Raw genomic sequence first — 22,474 nt, 5'->3', positions numbered from 1 at the left:
TCGTCCTAGTTCTTCTGCGTCACAAGATAGGCCACGATATCCTCGATCTGTTCCGCCGACAGGATCGGCTTGCCGCGCCATGACGCGCCGACCCGCGTAAGCCCATCGACGCGATAATAGGACGGCATGATCGTCGCTGTATTGAGATGCGACGCATCGACCAGCCGGAGCCGCAATTGTCCTTCCGACCAGCGGCTGCCGCTGCCGGTGAGGTTCGGCGCGAGGTCGCCCTGGAATGCCTGCTCGGGAAATGGGCCGCTGTGACAGAGGATGCAAGTCGAGGAACGCTCGACGATCAGCGCACGGCCGCGGGTCACGTCGCCCTTGCTGCCCGTCAGCGAGACCGGGATCGCATCGCCCACGACGGTGTAGGGCCGCAGTTCCTCGGCGCCGGCGGGCGCGCAGGCTGCGAACAATGCCGCGGCGATCAACGTTGTGGGAGCGAGCCTAGCCAAAGGCGTCTCCCGTAATGCTCCTGAACCAGTCGAGCGCCTGGTCGGCCTCGCGCTGGCGCACCTCGCGCGGCGCGTCGACCGGGCTCGTGGTCACCTCGGCCTCGGCGTACTGATCCTCCTTGGGCTGATAGATGCCCTTCAGCGAGAACGCATAGCCGGGCGCGACCGTGTTGTAGCAGGCGCCATCGAGCCGCGGCGTCTCCGGCGCCTTGCCTGCAAGGGCGTTGACGATCGCCGCGGCACAGGCCCGGCCTTGCGCCGCCGCGGCGGAGGCGGATTTCGGAATGCCGCCGGCGATCGCGGCGTCACCGATAACGTGGATGTTGGGCACGAGCTTGGAGGCAAAGCTGACCGGATCGATCGGGCACCAGCCGGTGTGGTCGGCAGCGCCGGCGATTTCGGCGATGCGGCCGGCTCGCTGCGGCGGGATCACATTGGCGACCGCGGCGGTGTAGTTGCCGAAGTCGGTGACGATCTCGTTCGTCGCCGGATCGACCGACGTCACGCGGCCGCCTTGCGACAGCGCGATGCGCTCGATCATGCCGGGGTAGAGCTCCGCCCAGGCCTTCTCGAATAGTTTTTGCTGCGAGTAATTGTCCTTGGCGTCGAGCACCAGGATCTTCGAGCGCGGCTTCTTCGCCTTCAGGTAATGCGCGATCAGGCTGGCGCGCTCGTAGGGCGCCGGCGGGCAGCGCAACGGAGCGGCGGGGACCGCGATCACGACGAGGCCGCCATCGTCCATGGCCTCGAGCTGCTTGCGCAGCAGCAGAGTCTGCTCACCGGCCTTCCAGGCGTGCGGCATCTTTTCGGCGGCTGCCTCGTCATAGCCGGAGAGGGCGTCGAAGTGCATGTCGATGCCGGGGGCCAGGGCAAGCCGGTCATAGGAGAGCGTCGTGCCATCGGAAAGCGTGATGGTGCGCGCCTGCGCATCGACCTTGGTGGCCGCCTGCGCGGCGATCGTGATGCCGTCGGCGGCAACCTTGTCGTAGGTGAACTGCTGCGACGAGAGTTCACGCAGGCCTGCGATCACCTCGTTGCTGAACGGGCAGGCGGTGAAAATTCTGTTCGGCTCGATCAGCGTGACCTGGAGTTTGGCATCGAGCCGCCGCAGCGCCCGTGCGCAGGCCGCGCCGCCGAAGCCACCACCGATCACCGCGATCCGCGGTACACCTTGCGCCAGCGCCGGACGCGCCAAGGCCGCCGCTGCGACGGCAGCGGCGCCACGGACTACATCCCTGCGCGTCGGATGACGCGTGACGGCCATGCACGAGAATCCGGAAAAAGGAAGCGGCGGCCGGTGCGGCCGCCGCTTCTGGTTTGATCAGGCGAACGAGATGTTCTGGTTGCGCAGCGGGAAAGAGCGGATGCGCTTTCCCGTCGCCGCGAAATAGGCGTTGAGCACCGCCGGCGCCGCAACGCCGATGGTCGGCTCGCCGACGCCGCCCCAGAACCCGCCGCTCGGCACCATCACCGATTCGACCTTCGGCATTTCGTTGATGCGCATCGAGTTGTAGGTGTCGAAATTGGTCTGCTCGATGCGGCCGTCCTTCACGGTGCAACCGCCGTAGAACAGCGCGCTGAGGCCGTAGACGAAGGAGCCCGCGATCTGCCGCTCCACCTGCGCCGGGTTGACGACGTAACCGGGATCGGTCGAGGCGACGATGCGGTGCACCTTGATCTTGCTGCCGTCGGTCACCGAGATCTCGGCGGCGCCGGCGACATAGCTGCCATAGCCCATCACCTGCGCGATGCCGCGATAGACGCCCTGCGGCGCCGGCGTGCCCCAGCCGATCTTCTCGGCCACGGCATTGAGCACCGCGAGATGCTTGGGGTTCTTGCCCATCAGCTTGCGGCGGAATTCGAGCGGGTCCTGGCCGGCAGCCAGCGCCAGCTCGTCCATGAAGCATTCCATGTAGATCGCGTTGTGATTGACGTTGACGCCGCGCCAGAAGCCCGGCGGGACGTGCGGGTTGCGCATCGCATGCTCGACCAGCAGGTTGGGCACCGAATAGCCGATCGCAGCCTCGCCGGATTGCGCGACGCCCTGGAACGCGGCGGGGTCCATGCCGTTCTGCAGCGCTTCCGGGCGCACCGAGAACAGGATGGATTGACCCGACAGCCGGTAATGCAACGCGACCAGATTGTTGTCGGCATCGAACGCGCCGGTCAGCTTGCACTGCGTGATCGGGTGATACTTGCCGTGCTGCATGTCCTCTTCGCGCGACCACAGCAGCTTGATCGGCGTGCCGGGCATCTGCTTGGCGATCGCCACCGCCTGACGGACATAGTCGGTCATGCCGCGCCGGCCGAACCCGCCGCCGAGCATCAGCTTGTGCACGTCGACCTTCTCGGCCGGCAGGCCGGAGGCCTCGAGCGCCGCCGCGAACGCCGCCTCGCCATTCTGCGTGCCGCACCACACCTCGCATTTGTCAGGCGTGTAGAGCACGGTGGCGTTCATCGGCTCCATCGTGGCGTGGTTCTGGTAGGGATAGCTGTAGACCGCCTCCACCTTCTTGGCGGCACTGGCGATCGCCGCCTTTGCATCGCCGTTCTGGTTGCCGACATAGGCCGGCTGCACGTTGTCGAGACCTTCGGCGAGCCATTTCGCAATCGTCTCGCTGGAGACCTTTGCATTGTCGCCTTCGTCCCAGACGATCGGCAGCTTGTCGAGCGCGGACTTGGCGTGCCACCAGGTGTCGGCAACGACGGCGACGGCGCTGTCACCGACCGGCACCACCTTCTTGACGCCCTTCATGTTGGCGATCTTGGCTTCGTCGAAGCTCTTCAGCTTGCCGCCGAACACCGGGCAGTCCTTGATCGCGGCGTTCAGCATGCCCGGCAGCTTGACGTCGATGCCATAAGTCATCTTGCCGGTGGTCTTGTCGACGGTGTCGAGCCGCTTCAGGCCCTTGCCGGCAATGGTCCAGTCCTTGGGATCCTTCAGCTTGACGTCGGCCGGCGGCTCGAGCCTGGCAGCCGCTTCCGCAACCTTGCCGTAGGTCGTGGTCTTGCCCGACGGCGTATGGGTGATGACGCTGTTGGCGGCCTTGCATTCGGTGGCCGGCACCTTCCACTCGTTCGCCGCGGCCTGGATCAGCATCACGCGCGCGGTGGCGCCGCCCTTGCGGACATAGTCCTGCGAGGTGCGGATGCCGCGGCTGCCGCCGGTGGAGAAATCGCCCCAGGCGCGCTTGCGGGCGACGCTCTGGCCGGGCGTCGGGAATTCGGTCGTGACCTTCGACCAATCGCATTCCAGTTCTTCGGCGACGAGCTGGGCAAGGCCGGTGAGCGTGCCCTGACCCATCTCGGAGCGGGCGATGCGGATCACCACGGTGTCGTCGGGCCGGATCACGACCCAGGCGTTGACTTCAGGGGCGCCGTCCGCGGCGCGCACCACGGAGGGGCCGCCGAACGGCAGATCGAGGCCGAGCGCAAGACCGGCGCCGGCGGTTGCCGTGCCGATCACGAAGGCGCGGCGATTGAGCCTTGAAGAGAGCTTTGGCATGACGTGCTGGTTGACTTGTGGGTTCATGGCTGCCTCCTCACGCGTTCGCGGCAGCATGGATCGCCTCGCGCACCTGCTGGAAGGTGCCGCAGCGGCAGATATTGGTGATGGCGTCGTTGATGTCGTCGTCGGTCGGCTTCGGGTTTTCCTTCAAGAGCGCCGCGACCGCCATGATCATGCCGCTCTGGCAATAGCCGCATTGCGGCACGTCGTTCGCGATCCAGGCAAGCTGCACCTTGTGCATCACGCCGCCCGCCGCGAGACCCTCGATGGTGGTGATGTCCTTGCCGGCCATCTCGCTCACCGTCACGCCGCAGGAACGTATCGCGACGCCGTCGACATGCACCGTGCAGGCGCCGCATTGTGCAATGCCGCAGCCATATTTGGTCCCCGTCAGTCCGACGTTCTCGCGAATCGCCCACAACAGTGGCGTGTCGTCCTCGACGTCCACATTGATTGTCTTGCCGTTGATTTTGAGGTTTGCCATCGCTTTCCCCTGAATGGTCCAATCCTCCGATCGGACTTCAGCGCGATGTTGGCCTTGAAACTGGAACGGTTCAAATCAAGAAAACGCGTTTGCAGTGCGGAAGAAAGTTGATGGCGCGGTGTTTGGCCGCGCCCCGCGCGCGCAACATGCCTGTCATGTCTTTTGCGGCGAAGCGACGGCTAACCGCAGGAAGCTCATGACGCTGCCGAGCGCGGCAAATCCCGCACCCAGCGCCAACGCAACGGTGGCGCCCTCGCGATCGGCGAGTGCGAAGCAGAGCGCGGCCAGCGCGGCGCCGGTGGTCTGTCCGGTCAACCGCGCGGTTGCAACGATGCTGCTGGCGCTGCCGCTGCGATGCGGCGGCGCGCTCGACATGATCGCCTTCATGTTGGGGGTCTGGAAGAAGCCGAAACCGATGCCGCAGATCATGGTGCGCCAGACGATGTTGGCGATGCCGGGCTCGGCCGGCAGGGTCGCGAGCAGCACCATGCCGAGGCCCAGCAGCAGCATGCCGATGCCGCCGAGGATGCCGGCCGGATAGCGATCCGACAGCCGGCCGCCGATCGGCGCCATGAAGGCGACCACCAGCGGCCAGGGCGTCATGAAGAAGCCGGTCTCGACCTGCGAGCGGTGCAGAACGTCCTCGAAGTAGAACGGCAGCGACACGAAGGCGAGGCCCTGCACAGCAAATGAGCAGACGGCGGTCGCGGCCGACAGCGCGAAGATCGGACGGCGGAACAAGTCGATCGGCAGCATCGGCGCCGGATGATCGGCATGCCGCCGGGTCAGGATCCAGCCGAACAGGAGGGCGCCGGCGAACTCCGAGATGACGAGCGCAGGCGCCGCCTTGTGGGCGGCGCTGCCGATGCTGATGATGAAGAGCCCGAGGCAGGCGCAGGCCAGCGCCGCACCGGCGAAGTCGAAGGCGTGGGTGGCGCGCGGCGTCTTCGGCAGCGTCTTCATGCCGATCAGCAATGCGACGATGCCGAAGGGGATGTTGACGGCGAACAGCCAGGGCCACGAGCCGAGCGCGAGGATGCCGGAGGCGACGGTCGGCCCCAGCGTCATGGCGCTTGCGACCACGAGCGCATTGTGGCCGAAGCCGCGGCCGAGCATCCGGCTCGGATAGACGAAGCGGACCAGCGCGGTGTTGACGCTCATCAGGCCGCTGGCGCCAAGCCCCTGCAAGGTGCGCGCGACCAAGAGGCTCGGCAGCGACCACGCCAGCGCACAGCCGAGTGACGCCAATGTGAACAGCAGGAGACCGCCGATGTAGATCCGCTGGTGGCCGACGATTTCGCCGAGCGCGCCGAGCGGCAGCAGCGTTGCGACCAGGGCGATCTGGTAGACGTTGACGACCCAGACCACCTCGGCAGGGCTGACATGCAGGTCGCTTGCGATCGCGGGCAGCGCGATGTTGGCGATCGCGGTATCGAGCGAGGCCATCGCCAGCGCCGTGAAGATCGCGGCCACCGCCCAGCGCCGCTTTTCCCAGGGCAATCCATCCGGCAATCCATCGGTGATCGGCGCCGCTGCCGCGCCTGATATCGGGGTCTTCTCGAGCATGCCTGAAATTGTCTCCGGGATCGCCATGTACTACGGCGCCATCCCGTTCCCCAGCCGCGCCATTGCATGATGCATATGCGAAGCGGCCTTGCCGGGAACGCGCCGGCAGGCTGCGGCCGTGGGGGCGGGCTCGGGGTGAGGGGCGGAACGAAGAGCAAAGCTCGGGCAACCCATGTCGCGAGAATGCGGAGCTGCGCCCCCACTTCAACTGTCATCGCCCGGCTTGACCGGGCGATCCAGTACGCCGCGGCTTCTCGATTCAAGCACCGGCGTCTCTGGAATACTGGATCGCCCGGTCGAGCCGGGCGATGACACCGAGATAAAGTACGTCGTATCGCGCGAGAACCATCCTCATCGCCGTCCTGGCGAATGCCAGGACCCATCACCCCAAATGCGCGTTGTTGCGTGACGCCGGGGCCGCAGCTCACTCTCACAGCACAACCCAGTGGTTGTGGGTCCCTGCTTTCGCAGGGACGACACTCAGCTTGCAGCGCGTGAGCGCGATCAATCGAATTCGTGTACCGCGCTGTGTCACATTAGCGCGCCGGAGCGACTTTCGGATAGCTTGCGTCACAGTCGCGATCGACTACGCTTGGCATATAAGCAGGCGCGACGTCAGATCGGGCCGCAAGAGGGGACGCGCGCATTGCACGGACAGACCGACTGGCGCAGCGAAGCCATGCGAAGCGCCAGGGAGGGAACCCGGCGCCGCGCATTCACCGGCCTCTGGGTCGCGGCGCTGCTGGCGATCCTCGGCTTCCTCGTCATCTATCCCGTCTTGATGCTGCTGCTCGGCGCGCTCACCGACACCAATCCGGTGGTCGACGGCATCCGCCTCAGCCTGAGCCATCTGTCGATCGCCAATTTCCTCGCCGTGCTCGCCAATCCGAATGTCGGCGAAGCGCTGCTCAACACGCTGATCGCCTGTGGCGGCGGCACGGTCATCGCGGTTGCGATCGGGCTGCTGTTCTCGTGGATCGTGGTTCGCACCAACACGCCGTTCAAGGGCTTCATCGCGGCGGCCAGCATCCTGCCGCTGTTCGCTCCGCCGCTGGTGGCGGGCGTGGCCTGGGCGATCCTCGGCTCACCGAAGACCGGGTTGATCAACACGATGTTCAAGTGGCTGGGCTCCGACCTGCGCATCGATCTCTATTCGATGTGGGGCCTGGTGTTCGTGTTCGGAATCTACTACGCGCCCTATGTCTACATGTTCACGTCGTCGGCGCTGCGCAACATGGACCCGAGCCTGGAGGAGGCCGCGGAAATCTCCGGCGCCAGCCCGTTCGCCACCCTGTTCACGGTGACGTTTCCGCTGATCATGCCGGCGATCGTCTCGGGCATGCTGCTGTCGTTCATCGTGATGCTCGGCATCTACGGCATCCCGGCCGTGCTCGGCGCGCCGACCAATCTAAGCGTGCTCACCACCTACATCTTCAAGCTCACCAACTGGTCGCCGCCGCTCTACAACACCGCGGCCGCCGTCGCGATCATCCTGATGATGGTCACGGGGCTATTGGTCTACCTGCAGCAGAATTTGCTCAGCGGGCGCAGCTACACGACCGTTGCGGGCAAGGCGTTCCGGCCGCGCAGCCTCGATCTGGGGCCATGGCGCTGGCTCACCTTCGCGCTCGGGATCGTCTATCTCCTCATCGTAGTGGTGCTACCGTCGCTGGCGCTGATCGTCGCGGCGTTCCGCAAGTTCATGTTCATCCGCGATGCCGCCAGCCTGTTCGACATGCGGCAATATTCGCTGACGCATTTCGAGAGCATCTTCGACAACCCGCTGACGATGAAGTCGATCTACAACGCGATCGAGGTCGGCGTCATCACCGCTGTCGTCGGCGGCGCGCTCGCTTTTGCGATCGGCTACACGATCCATCGCACCCGCGTCGCCGGACGCGGCGCCATCGACCTGATCTCGACGCTGCCGGTCGCGATCCCCGGGCTCGTAGTCGGCGTCGCCTATCTCTGGGCCTGGATCGGCGTGCCCGGCGGGCTCTACGGCACGATCTGGATTCTCGCGCTCGCCTTCATCGCGCGCTTCATGCCCGACACAGTGAAGGCGCTGTCGACCTCGTTCCTGCAGATCCATCGCGAGCTCGAGGAGGCCGCCTGGGTTTGCGGCCGGGGCATGCTCGGCACCATCAGGACGATCGTGCTGCCGCTGGCGCGGCCGGGCGTGCTGGCGTCGATGACGCTGCTGTTCGTGCTGGCGATCCGCGAGCTCGGCTCGTCGCTATTCCTCTATACCAGCAACACGATGGTGATGTCGGTGTTGCTGCTCGACTATTACGAAGGCGGCAATATCGGCAAGACCGCGGCCTTCAGCCTGGTGCAGACCGTGCTGCTCGGCGTCCTGATCGGCGGGGCCAACTGGCTGTCGCGTGGGGCGGCGCAGGGCAACGTGGCGCGGACCGGATAACAATAAGGGGAGGATTGGCGATGGATAGACGAACCTTCACCACACTGGCCTTGACACTGGCATTGGCGAGCGCTGCAACCCTTGCGCTGATGCCGGCCGCGCGGGCGCAGGAGTTCGGCTCGGCCGAGTTGATCGCGGCCGCGAAGGCCGAAGGCAAGCTCGTGTTCTACACGGCGAATTTTGCCGAGATCGAGCAGCAGGTGATCAAGGCGTTCAACAAGCGCTTTCCCGAGATCACGGTCGAGATGGTCCGCGCGCCCGGCGGGCAACTCATCACCCGCGTCAAGACCGAAGCCGCGGCCGGCAAGCTGATCGCCGACGTCGTCGATCACTCCGATCGCGCGCTGATGCAGCCGCTGGAGGATCTGTTCCAGGACTATGCGCCGCCGAACGCGGCCGATTACAGCAAGGACGCGCTGATCTCGCCGAAGCTCTGGCCGCGTGCCACCATCGCCTGGTCGATCGGCTACAACACCGAGCTGGTGAAGGACCCGCCGAAATCCTGGATGGATCTGACCAAGCCGCAATATGACAAGTTGATCGGGCAGGTGTTCGCGCAGTCCGGCGGCACCACCTGGACCCGGATCATGTTCGAGCGCCAGGTGCTCGGCGAGGACTACTGGGCGAGGCAGGCCGCCACCCATCCGGTGCTGTATCCCTCCGGCGCGCCGACGGCCGATGCGCTGGTGCGCGGCGAGATCGCGATTGCGCCGCTGCTCTACAACGTGATCTATCAAAAGAAGAAGGATGGCGCGCCGATCGAGATTTTCTTTCCGCCCGAAGGCGCGCCGGTCAATCCCTACGCGAGCGGCATTCCGAAGACGGCTGCCCATCCGAACGCGGCAAAGCTGTTCCTGAACTGGTGCCTGTCGAAGGAAGGGCAGACCTTCATGATCAAGGAGCTCGGCAATCTCACCTCGCTGAAGGAGCCGCCGGCCTTTCCGGAGGGGTTTGATCCCAAGGTGGTCAAGCTCTGGTACCCGAAGTTCGACGATTACGTGAAGCTGCACGCGGCGTGGGTCGCGGAGTGGGACAAGACGTTCGGTTACCGACAATAGGCTGATGGTGCAGCGATGACGGCAACGCTCGAGGTCAGCGATCTCAGGAAGCAGTTTGCGATCGGCCGTCCGGCGATCGACGGCGTCAGCTTTGGCGTGCCGGCCGGCGAGATCGTGGTGCTGCTCGGGCCGTCCGGCTGCGGCAAGACCACGACGCTGCGCTGCGTTGCCGGGCTCGAGCATCCGACCGATGGCGAGATCAGCATTTCCGGGCAGGTGGTGTCGTCACCGGCGCGCGGCATCCTGGTGCCGCCGCGCGCGCGCAACCTCGGCATGGTGTTCCAGTCCTATGCGGTGTGGCCGCATATGACGGTGCGGCAGAACGTGATCTATCCGTTGAAGCACCGCACGGTCGGCCGCACCGATGCCGCCCGCATGGTCGACGACGCACTGGCGCTGGTCGGATTGTCCGACTATGCCGACCGGCCCGTGGTCGCGCTCTCGGGCGGCCAGATGCAGCGCGTCGCGCTGGCGCGCAGCATGGTGTACCGGCCGCAGCTCTTGCTGCTCGACGAGCCGCTGTCGAACCTCGATGCCAAATTGCGCCTGCGGCTGCGCGACGACCTCCGCGTCATCCTCAAGCAGACCGGGATGACCGCGCTCTATGTCACCCACGATCAGGCCGAGGCGGTCGTGCTCGGCGACCGGATCGGCGTGATGCGCGACGGCAAGCTGTTGCAGATGGACACGCCCGACGTGATCTACAACCGTCCAGCCGATCTGTTCGTCGCCAATTTCACCGGCGCGACCAACGAGCTCGCCGGCACGCTGGTCGCGTGCAACGGCGGCTATGGCGTGGTCGATTTCGGCGACGGCCGGCAAGGAGAGGTCGCCCTGTGCCAGGCACTGGCTCCCGACGAGAAGGTGCGGGTGGCGCTGCGGCCCGAGAACATCGCGATCGGCCAGCCCGCTGGCGCCAATACATTTGCGGCAAAGGTGCTCGACCGGCGCTACCAGGGCACGCAGACCGCCTACGGCCTCGAGCTGTTCGGCAAACGGCTGGAGGCGATCGAGCTCGGCACCGCCGCGCGCCACCAGGTCGGCGTCGAGGCACAGATCGCGCTGCCGCGCGAATGCCTGTGGGCCTACCGTGACAATGGGCCGGCGTCCCAAGACTAAACAGAATCGACTGAGCAGAAGCTACTGCAGCGCCATTCCCGAGGTCTTGATCACGGTCGTCAGCTTCTGCTGATCGGCCTTCATCAGCGCGGCGAGTTCATCGAGCGACATCGGCTTGCCCGGAATATTGGCAAGCGACAGCTGGCGCTGCACGTCGGGGTTCTGCAATGCCTTGTTGATCGCCGCATTGATCTTCGCAAGCAGCGGCGCCGGCGTCGCGGCCGGCACATAGATGCCGTACCAGGGAACGTAGGCGGCCTCGGCAAAGCCGGCTTCCGCGATGGTCGGGACGTCCGGGCAGGTCGGGAACGCGCTTGTCGGTGAACACCGCCAGCGGCTTGACGTTGCCGGCCTTGATGTGCGGCAGCGCGAGTTCGAGCGAGACGATCTCGAAATGCATCAGGTTGGTCATCAGGTCGATCAGCGCCTGCGGCTGGCCCTTGTAGCCGACATTGGTCAGCTTGATGCCGGCGGCCTGAAACAGTTTCTGGGCGCTGAGGTCGATCGACGATCCGGTGCCGGGATTGCCGAAATTGAACTGTCCGGGCTGCTTGCGCGCGAGCTCGACGAATTCGCCGATGGTCTTCACCGGCATCGACGGATGCACCAGCGCCACGCTTTGATTCCAGACCGCGAGGCCGACGCACCTGAAATCCCGTGCCGCGTTCCAGCCGGCATCCTTGTAGAGATCCGGGTTGACCAGCAGCGCGGGGCCAGTGACGACCCAAGTGTAGCCATCCGGCTCGCTGCGCGCGACGGCGGCGGTGCCGATATTGCTGTTGCCGCCTGGGCGCGCCTCCACCACGACGGTCTGCTTCCAGTCGCGGCCGACCTGCTCGGTCACCGCGCGCGCGACGATATCGACGATGCCACCGGCAGGGTAGGGCACGATGATGTGGATCGGCCGGCTCGGATAATTGTCCTGCGCGTTGGCGCCGGCGCTACCCAGCAGGACGGATGCGATGGTCGCGAGCAGTCGAACGGCGGTTGCGATGCCGCGCATGTCTCCCTCCCCATATCTGCCGCATCGTCTGCGCGATGCGTACTTTTAATGCATGACCTCTTCGGAAAACCGCTTCACACTTTTCCGGATCATGCCCTAGTCGTTGGCCACCAGCGAGCGGATGCTGCGGGCGAGCCCGAGCATGCGCGGCCCGCATTCGCGCTCGATCTGCTCGGCGCTGAAGCGGAACGAGGGGATGCCGCAATTGACCGACAGGCACTCGCCGGCGGGCGTGCGATAGAGCGGGGCGGCGACGCCGAAGATCTCGCGTCGCCATTCGCCGAGCGAGACCGCGAAGCCGCGTTCGTTGCAGAGCTCGATGTCCGGCAGCGTGCGCCGTTCGACGTAGTCGAGCTCCTCGGGGCGCTCGGCCTTCACACGCGCGACATAGGCATCGCGTTCGTCCTTCGTGAACAGCGACAGCAGCGCGCGGCCGACCGCAGTCGGCGCCAGCGAGGAGACAAAGCCGACGTCAGGCACGTGCGGCACCGCGTCCGTCGTGCGCAGCGTTTCGACATAGATGAAGTCGAGCCCGAACGGCATCGCGATCGACACCGTGCCGCCGGTGTAGGCGGCGAAGTCGCGCATCAGCGGACGCGCGAGCTGGCGGACCTTGAGCGACGACAGCACTGGATAGGCGGCGGCGAGCACGCCGAGCCCGAGCATGAAGCGGCCCTTGGCGTCGCGCCTGAGATAGCCGAGCTGCTCCAGCGTGTAGGTCAGGCGCGAGACGGTCGGCCGCGACAGGCCGGTGTGCTCGGCAAGCTCCGCATTCGAGAGCGGGCCGGTGTGGTTGCGGAAGGCCGCCAGCAGATCGAGCCCGTGCGCCAGGGTGGTCGCAAAGGAGGGATCAGCCTGGGATTCGAGAGTGGACAATGCCGCCATACGAAATAATGGTCTCAAATTGGTAGAAATGTCAATATATCGAAATAAATTTGCAAATCGTTTCGATATCGGTTTATCTGCCGGCCAAAGACGGGAGGCGGCATGGATTTCGATCTGTCCGAACGGTCGGAGCGCTGGCGGCAAGATCTGTTGGCCTTCTTCGAGAAGGCGGTGCTGCCGCGCCATCGCGCCTGGCTCGACCATGTCCGCGAGCACAGCGACACGCCGCCGTTCATGGCCGAGCTGCAGCAACAGGCGCGCGCGGCGGGCCTGTGGAATCTCGGCCTGCCCGAACTGGCGGACGATGAACCGGGCACGCGTCTCTCCAATCTCGACTACGCGCCGCTGGCGGAGATCATGGGGCGGCTGTTCTGGGCGCCGGAGGTGTTCAACTGCCAGGCGCCCGACGTGCCTAACATGATCGCGTTGCAGGCCTGCGCGACGCCGGCGCAGAAGAAGCGTTGGCTGACGCCGCTGCTCAACGCCGAGACGCGTTCCGCCTTCGGCATGACCGAGCCCGATGTCGCCTCGTCCGACGCCACCAACATCGCAACGCGGATGGTGCGCGACGGCGACCACTACATCGTCAACGGCCGCAAATGGTTCATCACCGGCGCCGCGCATCCGCGCTGCAGCTTCCTGATCGTGATGGGTGTGACCGATGCCGGCGCCGAGCGCACCCGCCGGCATTCCTGCATCATCGTGCCGATGGATGCGCCCGGCGTGCGGCTGGTGCGGCGGCTGCGCTGGATGGGGTGCGAAGATCATACAGCGCCGATCGGCGAGCTTGAGTTCGACAATGTGCGCATGCCGGCGGAGAATCTGCTCGGGGCGGAGGGCGAGGGTTTCAAGGTCGCGCAGATTCGGCTCGGACCGGCGCGCATCCACCATTGCATGCGCTCGATCGGGCTCTGCGAGCTCCTGATCGAGTTGATGATGGCGCGCGCTGCGGAGCGCAGTGCATTCGGGCGCACCGTGATCCAGTACGATACCGTCCAGCGCTGGATCGCCGAAGCCCGCGTCGAGCTGGAGCAGGCGCGGCTGCTCGCCTGGCGCTGCGCCTGGCGGCTCGATCAGGCCGGCCATCACGGCGCCTGGCGCGACGTCTCGCTGATCAAGGTCGCGGTGCCCGCGATGCTGCAAAAGATCGCCGACCGCGCGATGCAGGTGTTCGGCGCGATGGGCGGTTCCGACGATACGCCGATCCACCAGGCGCTGGCGTGGGGACGGCTGCTGCGGATCGGCGACGGCCCCGACGAGGTGCATCTGCGGCAGATCTTCCGGATGGAGCCGATGCCGGAATGGTCGATCGCCAACTCGCCCTATCTTGCTGCACATCCCGCCTGAGCGGCGCTAGAGTCCACCAAATTTTCCTGAAACGAGGCGCCCTTCCGATGACGATGACCGAGCAAGCCCGAGACGCAAAGCCCGCCACGATCGACAAGGAGCGGCTGCGCCTGAAATATCAGGAGGAGCGCAACAAGCGGCTGCGTCCCGACGGCAATGATCAGTATCTGCAGATCAAGGGCCAGCTCGCGCATTATCTCGAGGATCCCTACACGCCGGTGGTGGAGCGCGCGCCGAAGACCGACCACGTCACCTTCGCCTTCATCGGCGGCGGCTTTGCCGGGCTCGCCACCGCGGCCCGGCTGACCGAGGCCGGGGTGAAGGATGTCCGCATTGTCGAGAAGGGCGGCGATTTCGGCGGCACCTGGTACTGGAACCGGTATCCCGGCGCGCAGTGCGACACGGCGTCGATGGTCTATATGCCGCTGCTCGAAGAGACCGGCCACATGCCGACGGAGAAGTACGCGCATGCGCCCGAAATCCTTGCGCACTGCCAGCGGATCGGCCGGCAGTTCAATCTCTACGACAACGCGCTGTTTCACACCGAGGTGACGAGCCTCGACTGGGACGCGGCGCAATCGCGCTGGATCGTCCGCACCACCAGGGGTGACGCCTTCACCGCGCAATATGTCGGCATCGGCACCGGCCCGCTGCATGTGCCAAAGCTGCCCGGCATTCCCGGCATCGAGCGCTTCAAGGGCCACTCGTTCCACACCAGCCGCTGGGATTACGACTACACCGGCGGCGATCCCCGGGGCGCGCTGATGGACAAGCTTGCCGACAAGCGCGTCGGCATCATCGGCACCGGCGCAACGTCGGTGCAATGCATTCCGTACCTCGCGCGCGCCTGCAAGGAGCTCTACGTATTCCAGCGCACGCCGTCGTCGGTCGACGTGCGCGGCAATGGCCCGATCGATCCGGACTGGTTCGCCGATATCGCAACGCCGGGCTGGCAACAACGCTGGCTGGAGAATTTCACCGCCAACCAGGCCGGCGGATCGGCCGAGGAAGACCTGGTGCAGGACGGCTGGACCGACCTGTCGAAGCGGATCCGCGCCAAGGTGATGCTGCTGCCGCGCGAGCAGCGGACGGTGGAAAACATGCGGGCGGTCTTCGAGGATTCCGACTTCGAAAAGATGGAGGAGATCCGCAACCGGGTCGACAGCATCGTCGGCGACCCCGAGACGGCCAGGAATCTCAAGGCCTGGTATGGCCAGCTCTGCAAGCGGCCGTGTTTCCACGACGCCTATCTTCAGGCCTTCAACACGCCCGGCACGCATCTGGTGGATACCGACGGCAAGGGTGTCGAAGAGATTACCGAGAACGGGATTGTCGTCGCGGGCAAGGAATACAAGCTCGACTGCATCATCTACGCATCGGGCTTCGAGGTGGGCACGGAATATCGCAGGCGCGCGGGCTTCGATCTAATCGGCCGCGATGGCCTCAAGCTGTCGGAGCATTGGGCCAAGGGCATGCGCACCAAGCACGGCATCCACGTGCATGGCTTCCCCAACGTGTTTTTCGTGCAGCCGACCCAGGGCGCCAACCTCATTTCCAACGTGCCGCACAACCTGACGGAAGCGGCGCGGACCATCGCCCTGATGGTCGCTCATGCGCAGGACAACAGCTTCAAGGAAATCGAAGTCAGCAAGGAAGCCGAGAATCGCTGGGTCGAGCTGCTGCTGACCGCGGTCGGCCGAATGATCGGCGGGCCCGATTGCACACCGGGCTATTACAACAATGAGGGCCGTGAGCCCGGGCCGGCCGCCAAGCTCAATGTCGGCTATCCGGCGGGCGCGTTGGCCTACTTCAAATACATCGATGGCTGGCGCCGCAGCGGCCAGTTCGAAGGCGTGCAATTCCGCTGAGTAATGCGCGACCGGGACTGTTCTTCGCCAAACGAGGGAGTGCTTGAGTAATGACCCAGACAACCGCAGGTGAGACGTCGCATGAACTTCCGAAGGCGGCATCCGCGCCAGTCATCGCGCAGCACGAGGCGACGCTGAAGGCGCTGCCGTTCGCCGACACCAGGGATTTCGACGACGCCGCGCGCGGCTTCCTCGGCACCATCGAGAACGCGCGCGTCACCTCGGCCCAGGGCAGGGTGGTCTGGAGCCTCGAGCCTTACGGCTTCCTCTCCAAGGAGAAGGCGCCTGCGACCGTCGATCCGAGCCTGTGGCGGCAATCGCGGCTCAACATGCATCACGGCCTGTTCGAGGTCGTGCCGGGCGTCTACCAGGTGCGCGGGCTCGACATCGCCAACATGACCCTGATCGAGGGCGACAAGGGCGTCATCGTGGTCGACACCCTGACCTCGATCGAGGGCGCGCGCGCCGCGATGGAACTGTACTTCCAGCATCGCGGCAAACGGCCGGTCGCCGCCGTGATCTTCACCCATACCCACACCGACCACTGGGGCGGCGCGCGCGGCGTGCTCGACGACGCCATGCTGGCGGCGGGCGTGCCGATCATCGCGCCGAACTTCTTCATGGAGCACGCGGTCTCCGAGAACATCATCGCAGGTCCTGCGATGCTGCGCCGCGCGCAATACCAGTTCGGGCCGTTTCTCGCCAAGGGCGTGCGCGGCCAGGTCGATTGCGGCCTCGGCAAGACCATGGCGGCGGGCGGTGTGGCGCTGTTGCGACCGACCGATCTGATCATCGCGACCGGCGACAAGCGCGTGATCGACGGCGTCGAGTTCGAATTCCAGATGGCGCCGAACAGCGAAGCGCCGGCGGAGATGCATTTCTTCCTTCCGCGCTACAAACTGCTGAACCTCGCGGAGAACTGCACACACAATTTCCACAACCTGCTGCCGTTCCGCGGCGCCGATGTGCGCGATGCGCTGGCCTGGTCGAAATATCTCGGCGAGGCCTTGCAGATGTGGGGCGGCAAGGCCGAGGCGATGTGCGGCCAGCATCATTGGCCGGTGTGGGGGCGGGAGCGGATCGACACCATGATCCGCCAGCAGCGCGACCTCTACAAATACGCGCATGACCAGACCATCCGGCTGATGAACCACGGCCTCAACGCGGCCGAGATTGCCGAGACGATCCGGCTGCCGCAGAGCCTTGAAGGCGCCTGGCACGGCCGCGGCTATTACGGCCACATCAGGCACAACGTGAAGGCGATCTACCAGAAATATCTCGGCTGGTACGACGCCAATCCGGTCAATCTCGATTCCTTGCCGCCGGTCGAGGCCGGCAAGAAGTATGTGGAATATATGGGCGGTGCCGACGCGATCCTGAAGCGCGCCGCTGCGGATTTCGCCAAGGGTGAATTCCGTTTTGTGGCGCAGGCCGTCAGCCACCTCGTGTTCGCCGAGCCTGACAACCAGGCGGCCCGCGCATTGCTGGCCGACACGTTCGAGCAGCTCGGCTATGCCGCCGAGAGTTCGACCTGGCGCAACGCCTATCTGTTCGGGGCGCAGGAGCTGCGGCAGGGCATGCCGAAGACGCCGCCGCGCTCGCCGATGCCGCGCGAGACGCTGGCTGCGCTGCGCACCGAGCAGCTCTGGGACGTGCTCGGCGTCCGCCTCAACGGCCCAAAGGCCGAGGGCAAGCGCATCGTGCTGAACTGGAGCTTTACCGATACGGGCGAGAGCTTCGTTCTCAACCTCGAGAACTCAGCGCTGACTTACGTCAAGGGCGCGCAGGCAGCCGACGCGCATGCGAGCTTCACCCTGGCGCGCAGCGTGCTGGACGAAGTCATCGCCAAGCTGACCACGTTCCCGGAAGCCGTCGGCGCCGGCAAGATCAAGGCATCTGGCGAGCCGCTGCGGCTCGGCGAATTGATGATGCTGATGGACGAATTCCCGCGGATGTTCGAGATCGTCGAGCCGAAGCGGACGGTGGTGACGTAGAGCCACGCACCTGGAACTACGACCGTCACCCTGAGGAGCGCGCTCTTGCGCGCGTCTCGAAGGGTCGACGGCCCGGCTGGTGGCCGATTCATCCTTCGAGACGCCGCTACGCGGCTCCTCAGGATGAATGCCTCAAATCCCGAGATACGCCGCCTGCACCTGCTTGTTGCCCGCGAGCTCGGCACTCGTGCCCTGCATGATCACGTTGCCGCTTTCCAGCACATAGGCACGCTGCACCAGTGACAGCGCGCGGCTGACATTCTGCTCGACCAACAGGATCGCGGTGCCCATCTTGTGGATCTCGCCGATCTTCTCGAAGGTGACGTCGGTCATCACGGGGGCGAGGCCCAGCGAGGGTTCGTCCAGCATCAGCAGGCGGGGCTTCAGCATCAGCCCGCGGCCGACCGCGACCATCTGCTGCTCGCCGCCACTCATGGTGCCGGCGAGCTGCTTCCTGCGGTCGGCGAGCCGCGGGAAGATGTTGTAGACGAGCTCCATCGTACGTGCACGATCCGCCTTGGCCTTCGGCGTATAGGCGCCGATCTCGAGATTTTCCTGCACGGTCATTTCCGGAAACACCTGGCGGCCTTCCGGGACGTGCGCGATGCCGAGCTCGGGAATCCGGTAGGGCGGCAGCGTGGCAAGGTCGACGCCGTCGAAAGTGACCTTGCCTCCGAACAGTTTGACGAGGCCGGAGACGGCGCGCAGCGTCGTGCTCTTGCCGGCGCCGTTGGCGCCGAGCAGGCCGACGGCTTCGCCTTCGCCGATGGAGATGCTGACGTCGGTGATGGCGGGGACCGAGCCGTAGCTGGCGCTGACGCGGGAGAGCTCAAGCATGGGCGTCGCCCTGCGCCGGCGGATGCACGTAGGAGCCGAGATAGGCGCGGATCACTTCCGGATTCTCGACGATCTCCTTCGGCGTGCCCTCGGCGATCTTCTGGCCGTGGTCGAGCACCACGATGTGACGGGCCACCGCCATGATCGCGCGCATCACGTGCTCGACGATCACGATGGTGAGGCCGCTGGCGGAAAGCTTCTTCACCAGCGCCACCGCCTGGTCGATCTCGGCCGGGTTGAGCCCGGCCATCACCTCGTCGAGCAGCAGGATTCTCGGTTGCGTGGCCAGGGCGCGGGCCATCTCCAGCCGGCGCTGGTCGATGGTGGTGAGGTCCTTCGCCGGCGTCTGCTCCCTGGCGCCGAGGCCGACGAATTCGATCGCCTCGCGCGCCTTGTCGCGTGCGGCCGCGACATGGCGGTCGCGCAGGAAGGCGCCGGTCATCACATTGGCGAGCACCGTCATCGCGCCGAACGGTTTTGCGACCTGGAAGGTACGGGCCATGCCGAGCGCGCAGACGTCGTGCGGCCGCAAGCCCACGACCTCGTGGCCGAAGGCGAGCACCGAGCCGGAGTCCGGCCGATGAAATCCGGTGATCAAATGAAAGCTCGTGGTCTTGCCGGCGCCGTTCGGCCCGATCAGCGCGACCGTCTCGTTCTCCTGCACCGTGAAGCTGACGTCCTGCACCGCGCGCAGGCCGCCGAAGCGCTTGCTGAGACCCTTGATGACCAGTGCTTCCGCCATCGCAACGACCTCAGGCGCGCGCCGGCTTGCGCCGGATGATGCGGTGATAGACGTCGGTCGCAAACCCGATCAGCCCGGTCGGACGCCACAGGATCACCGCCATCAGGATCAGGCTGTAGACCGTGAGCTGGATGCCGCCGACCGAGCTGCCGAGCCAGCTTTGCAGCAGCGCCGAGGTGGTCTCCAGCAGCACGGTGCCGATGACGGGGCCCCACAATGTGCCGATGCCACCGACGATCGAGACCAGCGCCGCCTCGATCGAGACGCTGAAGCTGAACGCGGTCGCGGGATCGATGAAGTAGATGTACTGGGTGTAGAAGGTGCCAGCGAGCGCGGTCAGGAACGCGCTGATCATGTAGATGTCGCGCTTGACCTTCGGTGCGTTGACGCCGACCGCCTCAGCCGCGTCCTCATCCTCGCCGATCGCGACGAGGTAGTAGCCGATCCGGGATTTCTCGATTTGGTGTGTGATCCAGAGGCCAACGACGAGCAGGCCGAGCACGACGTAGTAATACGACGACTTCTCCTCGAACTGCATCATCAGCGGCGCACTGCCGAGATTCGGGATTGTGGTGCCTTCGGCGCCCCAGGCGAAGTCGCGGAATTTGAGGAAGATCAGCATCAGCACCTGGGCGGTCGCGATGGTGGCGATGGTGAAATAGGGACCGCGCAGGCGAAAGCACAGCCAGCCGATCGGCAGGCTCGCCAGCATCGCGACCACGCCGCCAGCGATCATCCCGATCCACGGCGAGATGCCGTAGTTCACCTGCATGATGGTCGAGGTGTAGGCGCCGAGCCCGAAATAGGCGGCGTGCCCGAGCGACAGCTGCTTGGCATAACCGCCCATCAGGTTCCAGGCGACGCCGATGAAGGAGAACAGCAGGATGCGGATGAAGATGTCGATCGCGAACGAGGAGGTGACGAGCTGGGGCAGGGCCAGCATGAGGACGGCCCCGATCGCGAGCCACAGCCATTTCATGTTGCCGGAGGTCTGCATCAGCGGCCCCTCCTGGCGCCGAGCCCGCTCGGCCTGAAGGCAAGCGTCAGCAGCAACAGCGCGAACACCACGATCAGGCCGGAATCGGCGCCGACGAACTGGATGCCGAGCGATTCCGCCACGCCCATCATCAGGCTCGCGACCAGCGCGCCCATCACATTGCCGAGCGTGCCCATCACGACCGCGACGAACGCCATCAGCACGAACACCTGGCCGACGAATGGATAGGCCGAATAGAACGGCATCAGCAGCGACCCGGCGGCACCGGCGAGCGCCAGCGCGGTGCCGAACGCAACCGCGAACACACGGTTGGGATTGATCCCCATCAGCATCGCGACGTCGCGGTTCTGCGATGCCGCACGCATGGCGCGGCCGAGATCGGTGGTGTGCAGGAACACCCAGAGCAGCCCGCTGAGCGCCATCGCGACCGCAAAGGCAATCAACTTTGCCACCGGAATGTACAGCCCGCCGATGTGCCACGCTTCATCCGAATAGGAGGTATGGACGGTGCGGTAGTTGGCGCTGAACAGCATCAGCGAGAGATTGAGCAGCAATAGCGACAGCGCAAAGGTCAGGAAGATCTGCGGCATGTCGTTCGGCCCGAGCACCCTGCGGATCAGGAAGTGCTGGATCAGGACGCCGGCAAGGAACAGCACCGGCATCGAGACGACCAGCGAGACCAGCGGATCGATGCCGAACTGCGTGGCGAGGAAGAACGAGATGTACATCCCGATCATCACGAACTCGCCTTGGGCGAAATTGACGATCTTGACCACGCCGAAGATCAGCGTGACGCCGATGCTGACCAGCGCGTAGATGCCGCCGATGAGCAGGCCGTTGATGACAGCCTGGGCCAGTGTCTCCCACATGCGATGCGACCGCGGTTCAGGTCTTCATCAGCGGGGCGCGGGCGTCTTCCTTGGGGAAGATGCTGGCGAGATCGGCGTTCTGCCACTGCACGCCGACCGGACGGCCATAAACGTTCTTGCCGTCGGGGCCGAACTTGACCTTGCCGCCGGGCGCCATCGCCGCGTAGCCCGAGGAGACGTCGAGCGTCGAGAGCGCTTCGCGCACCTTCTTGGGATCGGCGGAGGCGGCGCGCTCCAGCGCGTCGGCCAGCATGAAGGTCTGTGCGACCAGGCCGCCGGCATATTCGAAGGCGAACTCGCCGGTGCGCTTCTTGAACTCGGCGTTGACCTTCTGCGCATCGTCGTTGACGTCGTGGTTCCAGTGCGCCACGCCCTGGAGGCCTTCGGCGGCTTTGCCGACATTCTTGTAGAAGTCCGGCATCACGAAGCCGCCCGAGCCGCCATTGATCGCGATGTTGAGCCCGACCTGCTTCACCGTGCGCACGATCAGGATGAGGTCGTTGAGATAGGACAGCGAGAACAGCGTGTTGGCGCCGGAGGCCTTGACCTTGTTGATCAGCGGGCTCGCATCGGTGAAGCCGGCCGAGTAGGGCTCGAACATCACGATCTCGACGCCTTCGCCGGGCGCCAGCTCCTTCAGCCCGTTCGAGGTCGAGGTGCCGAATGCGGTGTTCTCGAAGATGACGGCGATCTTGGCCTGATCGCTGACCAGCTTGGCCATCTGCAACTGCGCCTTGGCGAATTGCGAGGCGCGCGCGAACGGCGTGAAAGTGTAGGTGCGTCCCTTGTTGAGCTGGTCGGAGCTCGATCCGGTGATGATCGGAACCCTGGCGCGCTCGCAGACTTCGCTTGCGATCAAGGTCAGCGCGCTGGCGTAGCAGCCATGGATCGCCGACAGCTTGTTGCCGGTGATGAGCCGGTCGGTCTCGGTGCGCGTCACCGTGGTGTCGCTCTGCACGTCGGAGACGATGAGGTTGAGCTTGGCGCCGCCGAGCGACTTGATGCCGCCGGCCTCGTTGACCATGTCGACCGCGAGCTTGGCCGCTGCAACGCAGCCGATGCCGATCTGCGCCATGCTGCCGGTGCTCGGATAGAGCGCTCCGATATTGATCGGGTCGGCGGCCCAGCCGCGCAGCGGGACGGCGCCGAATGCGCCGGCCGCGAGCACGCCGCCGGTTTTGATCAGGAACTCGCGGCGGTTCAGCTTTGTCCGTGAGGCCTTGGTCGGCGCCGCATTATTAATGGCCGACGGCTTGCGGTCCCCTGTCATGGCGTTCCCCCTGTGCGACGGCGGCACGGTTGCTCCGTCCGCGCGCTTAT

At 65.5% G+C, this 22,474-nt stretch carries 18 protein-coding genes and 1 pseudogene; 6 read left to right on the top strand and 13 right to left on the bottom strand.

The features are described from left to right. Window positions 1–5: 5 nt before the first annotated feature. From soxX to AAFG07_RS29820, 5 genes are all read right to left on the bottom strand, one after another. Window positions 6–431 carry a sulfur oxidation c-type cytochrome SoxX gene (gene soxX, locus AAFG07_RS29840; RefSeq protein WP_342729278.1) on the bottom strand — a complete coding sequence of 142 codons (426 nt, stop codon included), beginning with the start codon at window positions 429–431 and terminating at the stop codon, window positions 6–8. 16 nt (window positions 432–447) lie between these two features. Beyond that, a complete protein-coding gene (locus tag AAFG07_RS29835; protein ID WP_342723342.1) occupies window positions 448–1,719 on the bottom strand; it encodes an NAD(P)/FAD-dependent oxidoreductase in 1,272 nt (423 codons plus the stop codon). 57 nt (window positions 1,720–1,776) lie between these two features. Beyond that, window positions 1,777–3,987 carry a molybdopterin cofactor-binding domain-containing protein gene (locus AAFG07_RS29830; RefSeq protein WP_342723341.1) on the bottom strand — a complete coding sequence of 737 codons (2,211 nt, stop codon included), beginning with the start codon at window positions 3,985–3,987 and terminating at the stop codon, window positions 1,777–1,779. Between the two features lie 10 nt (window positions 3,988–3,997). Further along, window positions 3,998–4,447 carry a (2Fe-2S)-binding protein gene (locus AAFG07_RS29825; RefSeq protein WP_342723340.1) on the bottom strand — a complete coding sequence of 150 codons (450 nt, stop codon included), beginning with the start codon at window positions 4,445–4,447 and terminating at the stop codon, window positions 3,998–4,000. A gap of 153 nt (window positions 4,448–4,600) precedes the next feature. After that, window positions 4,601–6,013, bottom strand: coding sequence for an MFS transporter (locus AAFG07_RS29820; protein ID WP_342723339.1), 1,413 nt, complete (start codon window positions 6,011–6,013; stop codon window positions 4,601–4,603). A 646-nt stretch (window positions 6,014–6,659) separates the two neighbouring features. Between AAFG07_RS29820 and AAFG07_RS29815 the strand changes: the two genes are divergently transcribed. Genes AAFG07_RS29815 through AAFG07_RS29805 form a run of 3 tightly spaced genes read left to right on the top strand, consistent with a single transcriptional unit; the run spans window position 6,660 to window position 10,612 of the window. Beyond that, a complete protein-coding gene (locus AAFG07_RS29815; protein WP_342723338.1) occupies window positions 6,660–8,435 on the top strand; it encodes an iron ABC transporter permease in 1,776 nt (591 codons plus the stop codon). 20 nt (window positions 8,436–8,455) lie between these two features. Continuing rightward, entirely contained in the window at window positions 8,456–9,493 is a 1,038-nt protein-coding gene (locus AAFG07_RS29810; protein ID WP_342723337.1) for an extracellular solute-binding protein, read from the top strand. A 15-nt stretch (window positions 9,494–9,508) separates the two neighbouring features. Then, on the top strand, window positions 9,509–10,612 hold the full coding sequence (locus tag AAFG07_RS29805) for an ABC transporter ATP-binding protein (RefSeq protein WP_342723336.1): 1,104 nt from the start codon (window positions 9,509–9,511) through the stop codon (window positions 10,610–10,612). A 21-nt stretch (window positions 10,613–10,633) separates the two neighbouring features. On the opposite strand, the gene AAFG07_RS29800 is transcribed toward AAFG07_RS29805, so the two are convergent. From AAFG07_RS29800 to AAFG07_RS29790, 3 genes and pseudogenes are all read right to left on the bottom strand, one after another. After that, a complete protein-coding gene (locus tag AAFG07_RS29800) occupies window positions 10,634–10,894 on the bottom strand; it encodes a tripartite tricarboxylate transporter substrate-binding protein (RefSeq protein WP_342729277.1) in 261 nt (86 codons plus the stop codon). A gap of 82 nt (window positions 10,895–10,976) precedes the next feature. Next, window positions 10,977–11,615 (bottom strand): annotated as a pseudogene (locus AAFG07_RS29795) (tripartite tricarboxylate transporter substrate-binding protein); the annotation flags it as partial. A gap of 96 nt (window positions 11,616–11,711) precedes the next feature. Beyond that, on the bottom strand, window positions 11,712–12,491 hold the full coding sequence (locus AAFG07_RS29790) for an IclR family transcriptional regulator (protein ID WP_342723335.1): 780 nt from the start codon (window positions 12,489–12,491) through the stop codon (window positions 11,712–11,714). Window positions 12,492–12,602: 111 nt separating this feature from the next. On the opposite strand from AAFG07_RS29790, the gene AAFG07_RS29785 reads away from it, so the two are divergent. The 3 genes from AAFG07_RS29785 to AAFG07_RS29775 are packed head-to-tail and all read left to right on the top strand — an operon-like array spanning window position 12,603 to window position 17,709. Further along, window positions 12,603–13,847: an acyl-CoA dehydrogenase family protein gene (locus AAFG07_RS29785; RefSeq protein ID WP_342723334.1), complete on the top strand. Its 1,245-nt coding sequence runs from the start codon at window positions 12,603–12,605 to the stop codon at window positions 13,845–13,847. A gap of 47 nt (window positions 13,848–13,894) precedes the next feature. Further along, on the top strand, window positions 13,895–15,715 hold the full coding sequence (locus AAFG07_RS29780; RefSeq protein ID WP_342723333.1) for an NAD(P)/FAD-dependent oxidoreductase: 1,821 nt from the start codon (window positions 13,895–13,897) through the stop codon (window positions 15,713–15,715). 50 nt (window positions 15,716–15,765) lie between these two features. Continuing rightward, on the top strand, window positions 15,766–17,709 hold the full coding sequence (locus tag AAFG07_RS29775; RefSeq protein WP_342723332.1) for an alkyl sulfatase dimerization domain-containing protein: 1,944 nt from the start codon (window positions 15,766–15,768) through the stop codon (window positions 17,707–17,709). Window positions 17,710–17,841: 132 nt separating this feature from the next. Here the strand turns inward: AAFG07_RS29775 and AAFG07_RS29770 are convergent, their stop codons facing one another. From AAFG07_RS29770 to AAFG07_RS29750, 5 genes are read right to left on the bottom strand one after another with little or no spacing between them, the layout of a single operon-like run. Next, window positions 17,842–18,546: an ABC transporter ATP-binding protein gene (locus AAFG07_RS29770; protein ID WP_342723331.1), complete on the bottom strand. Its 705-nt coding sequence runs from the start codon at window positions 18,544–18,546 to the stop codon at window positions 17,842–17,844. Further along, on the bottom strand, window positions 18,539–19,288 hold the full coding sequence (locus tag AAFG07_RS29765; RefSeq protein ID WP_342723330.1) for an ABC transporter ATP-binding protein: 750 nt from the start codon (window positions 19,286–19,288) through the stop codon (window positions 18,539–18,541). Before AAFG07_RS29765 ends, AAFG07_RS29770 begins: the two co-directional genes overlap by 8 nt. Window positions 19,289–19,298: 10 nt before the next feature. Beyond that, complete coding sequence (locus AAFG07_RS29760; protein ID WP_342723329.1) at window positions 19,299–20,285, bottom strand: branched-chain amino acid ABC transporter permease; 987 nt, start codon at window positions 20,283–20,285, stop codon at window positions 19,299–19,301. Then, on the bottom strand, window positions 20,285–21,154 hold the full coding sequence (locus AAFG07_RS29755; RefSeq protein ID WP_092124918.1) for a branched-chain amino acid ABC transporter permease: 870 nt from the start codon (window positions 21,152–21,154) through the stop codon (window positions 20,285–20,287). Before AAFG07_RS29755 ends, AAFG07_RS29760 begins: the two co-directional genes overlap by 1 nt. 16 nt (window positions 21,155–21,170) lie before the next feature. Beyond that, complete coding sequence (locus AAFG07_RS29750) at window positions 21,171–22,424, bottom strand: ABC transporter substrate-binding protein (RefSeq protein ID WP_342723328.1); 1,254 nt, start codon at window positions 22,422–22,424, stop codon at window positions 21,171–21,173. Window positions 22,425–22,474: the final 50 nt, after the last annotated feature.

The sequence above is a fragment of the Bradyrhizobium sp. B097 genome (assembly GCF_038957035.1).
Taxonomy (GTDB): domain Bacteria; phylum Pseudomonadota; class Alphaproteobacteria; order Rhizobiales; family Xanthobacteraceae; genus Bradyrhizobium.
Note: the sequence above shows the minus strand (reverse complement) of the source record. Positions and strands in the feature narration are given on the sequence as shown.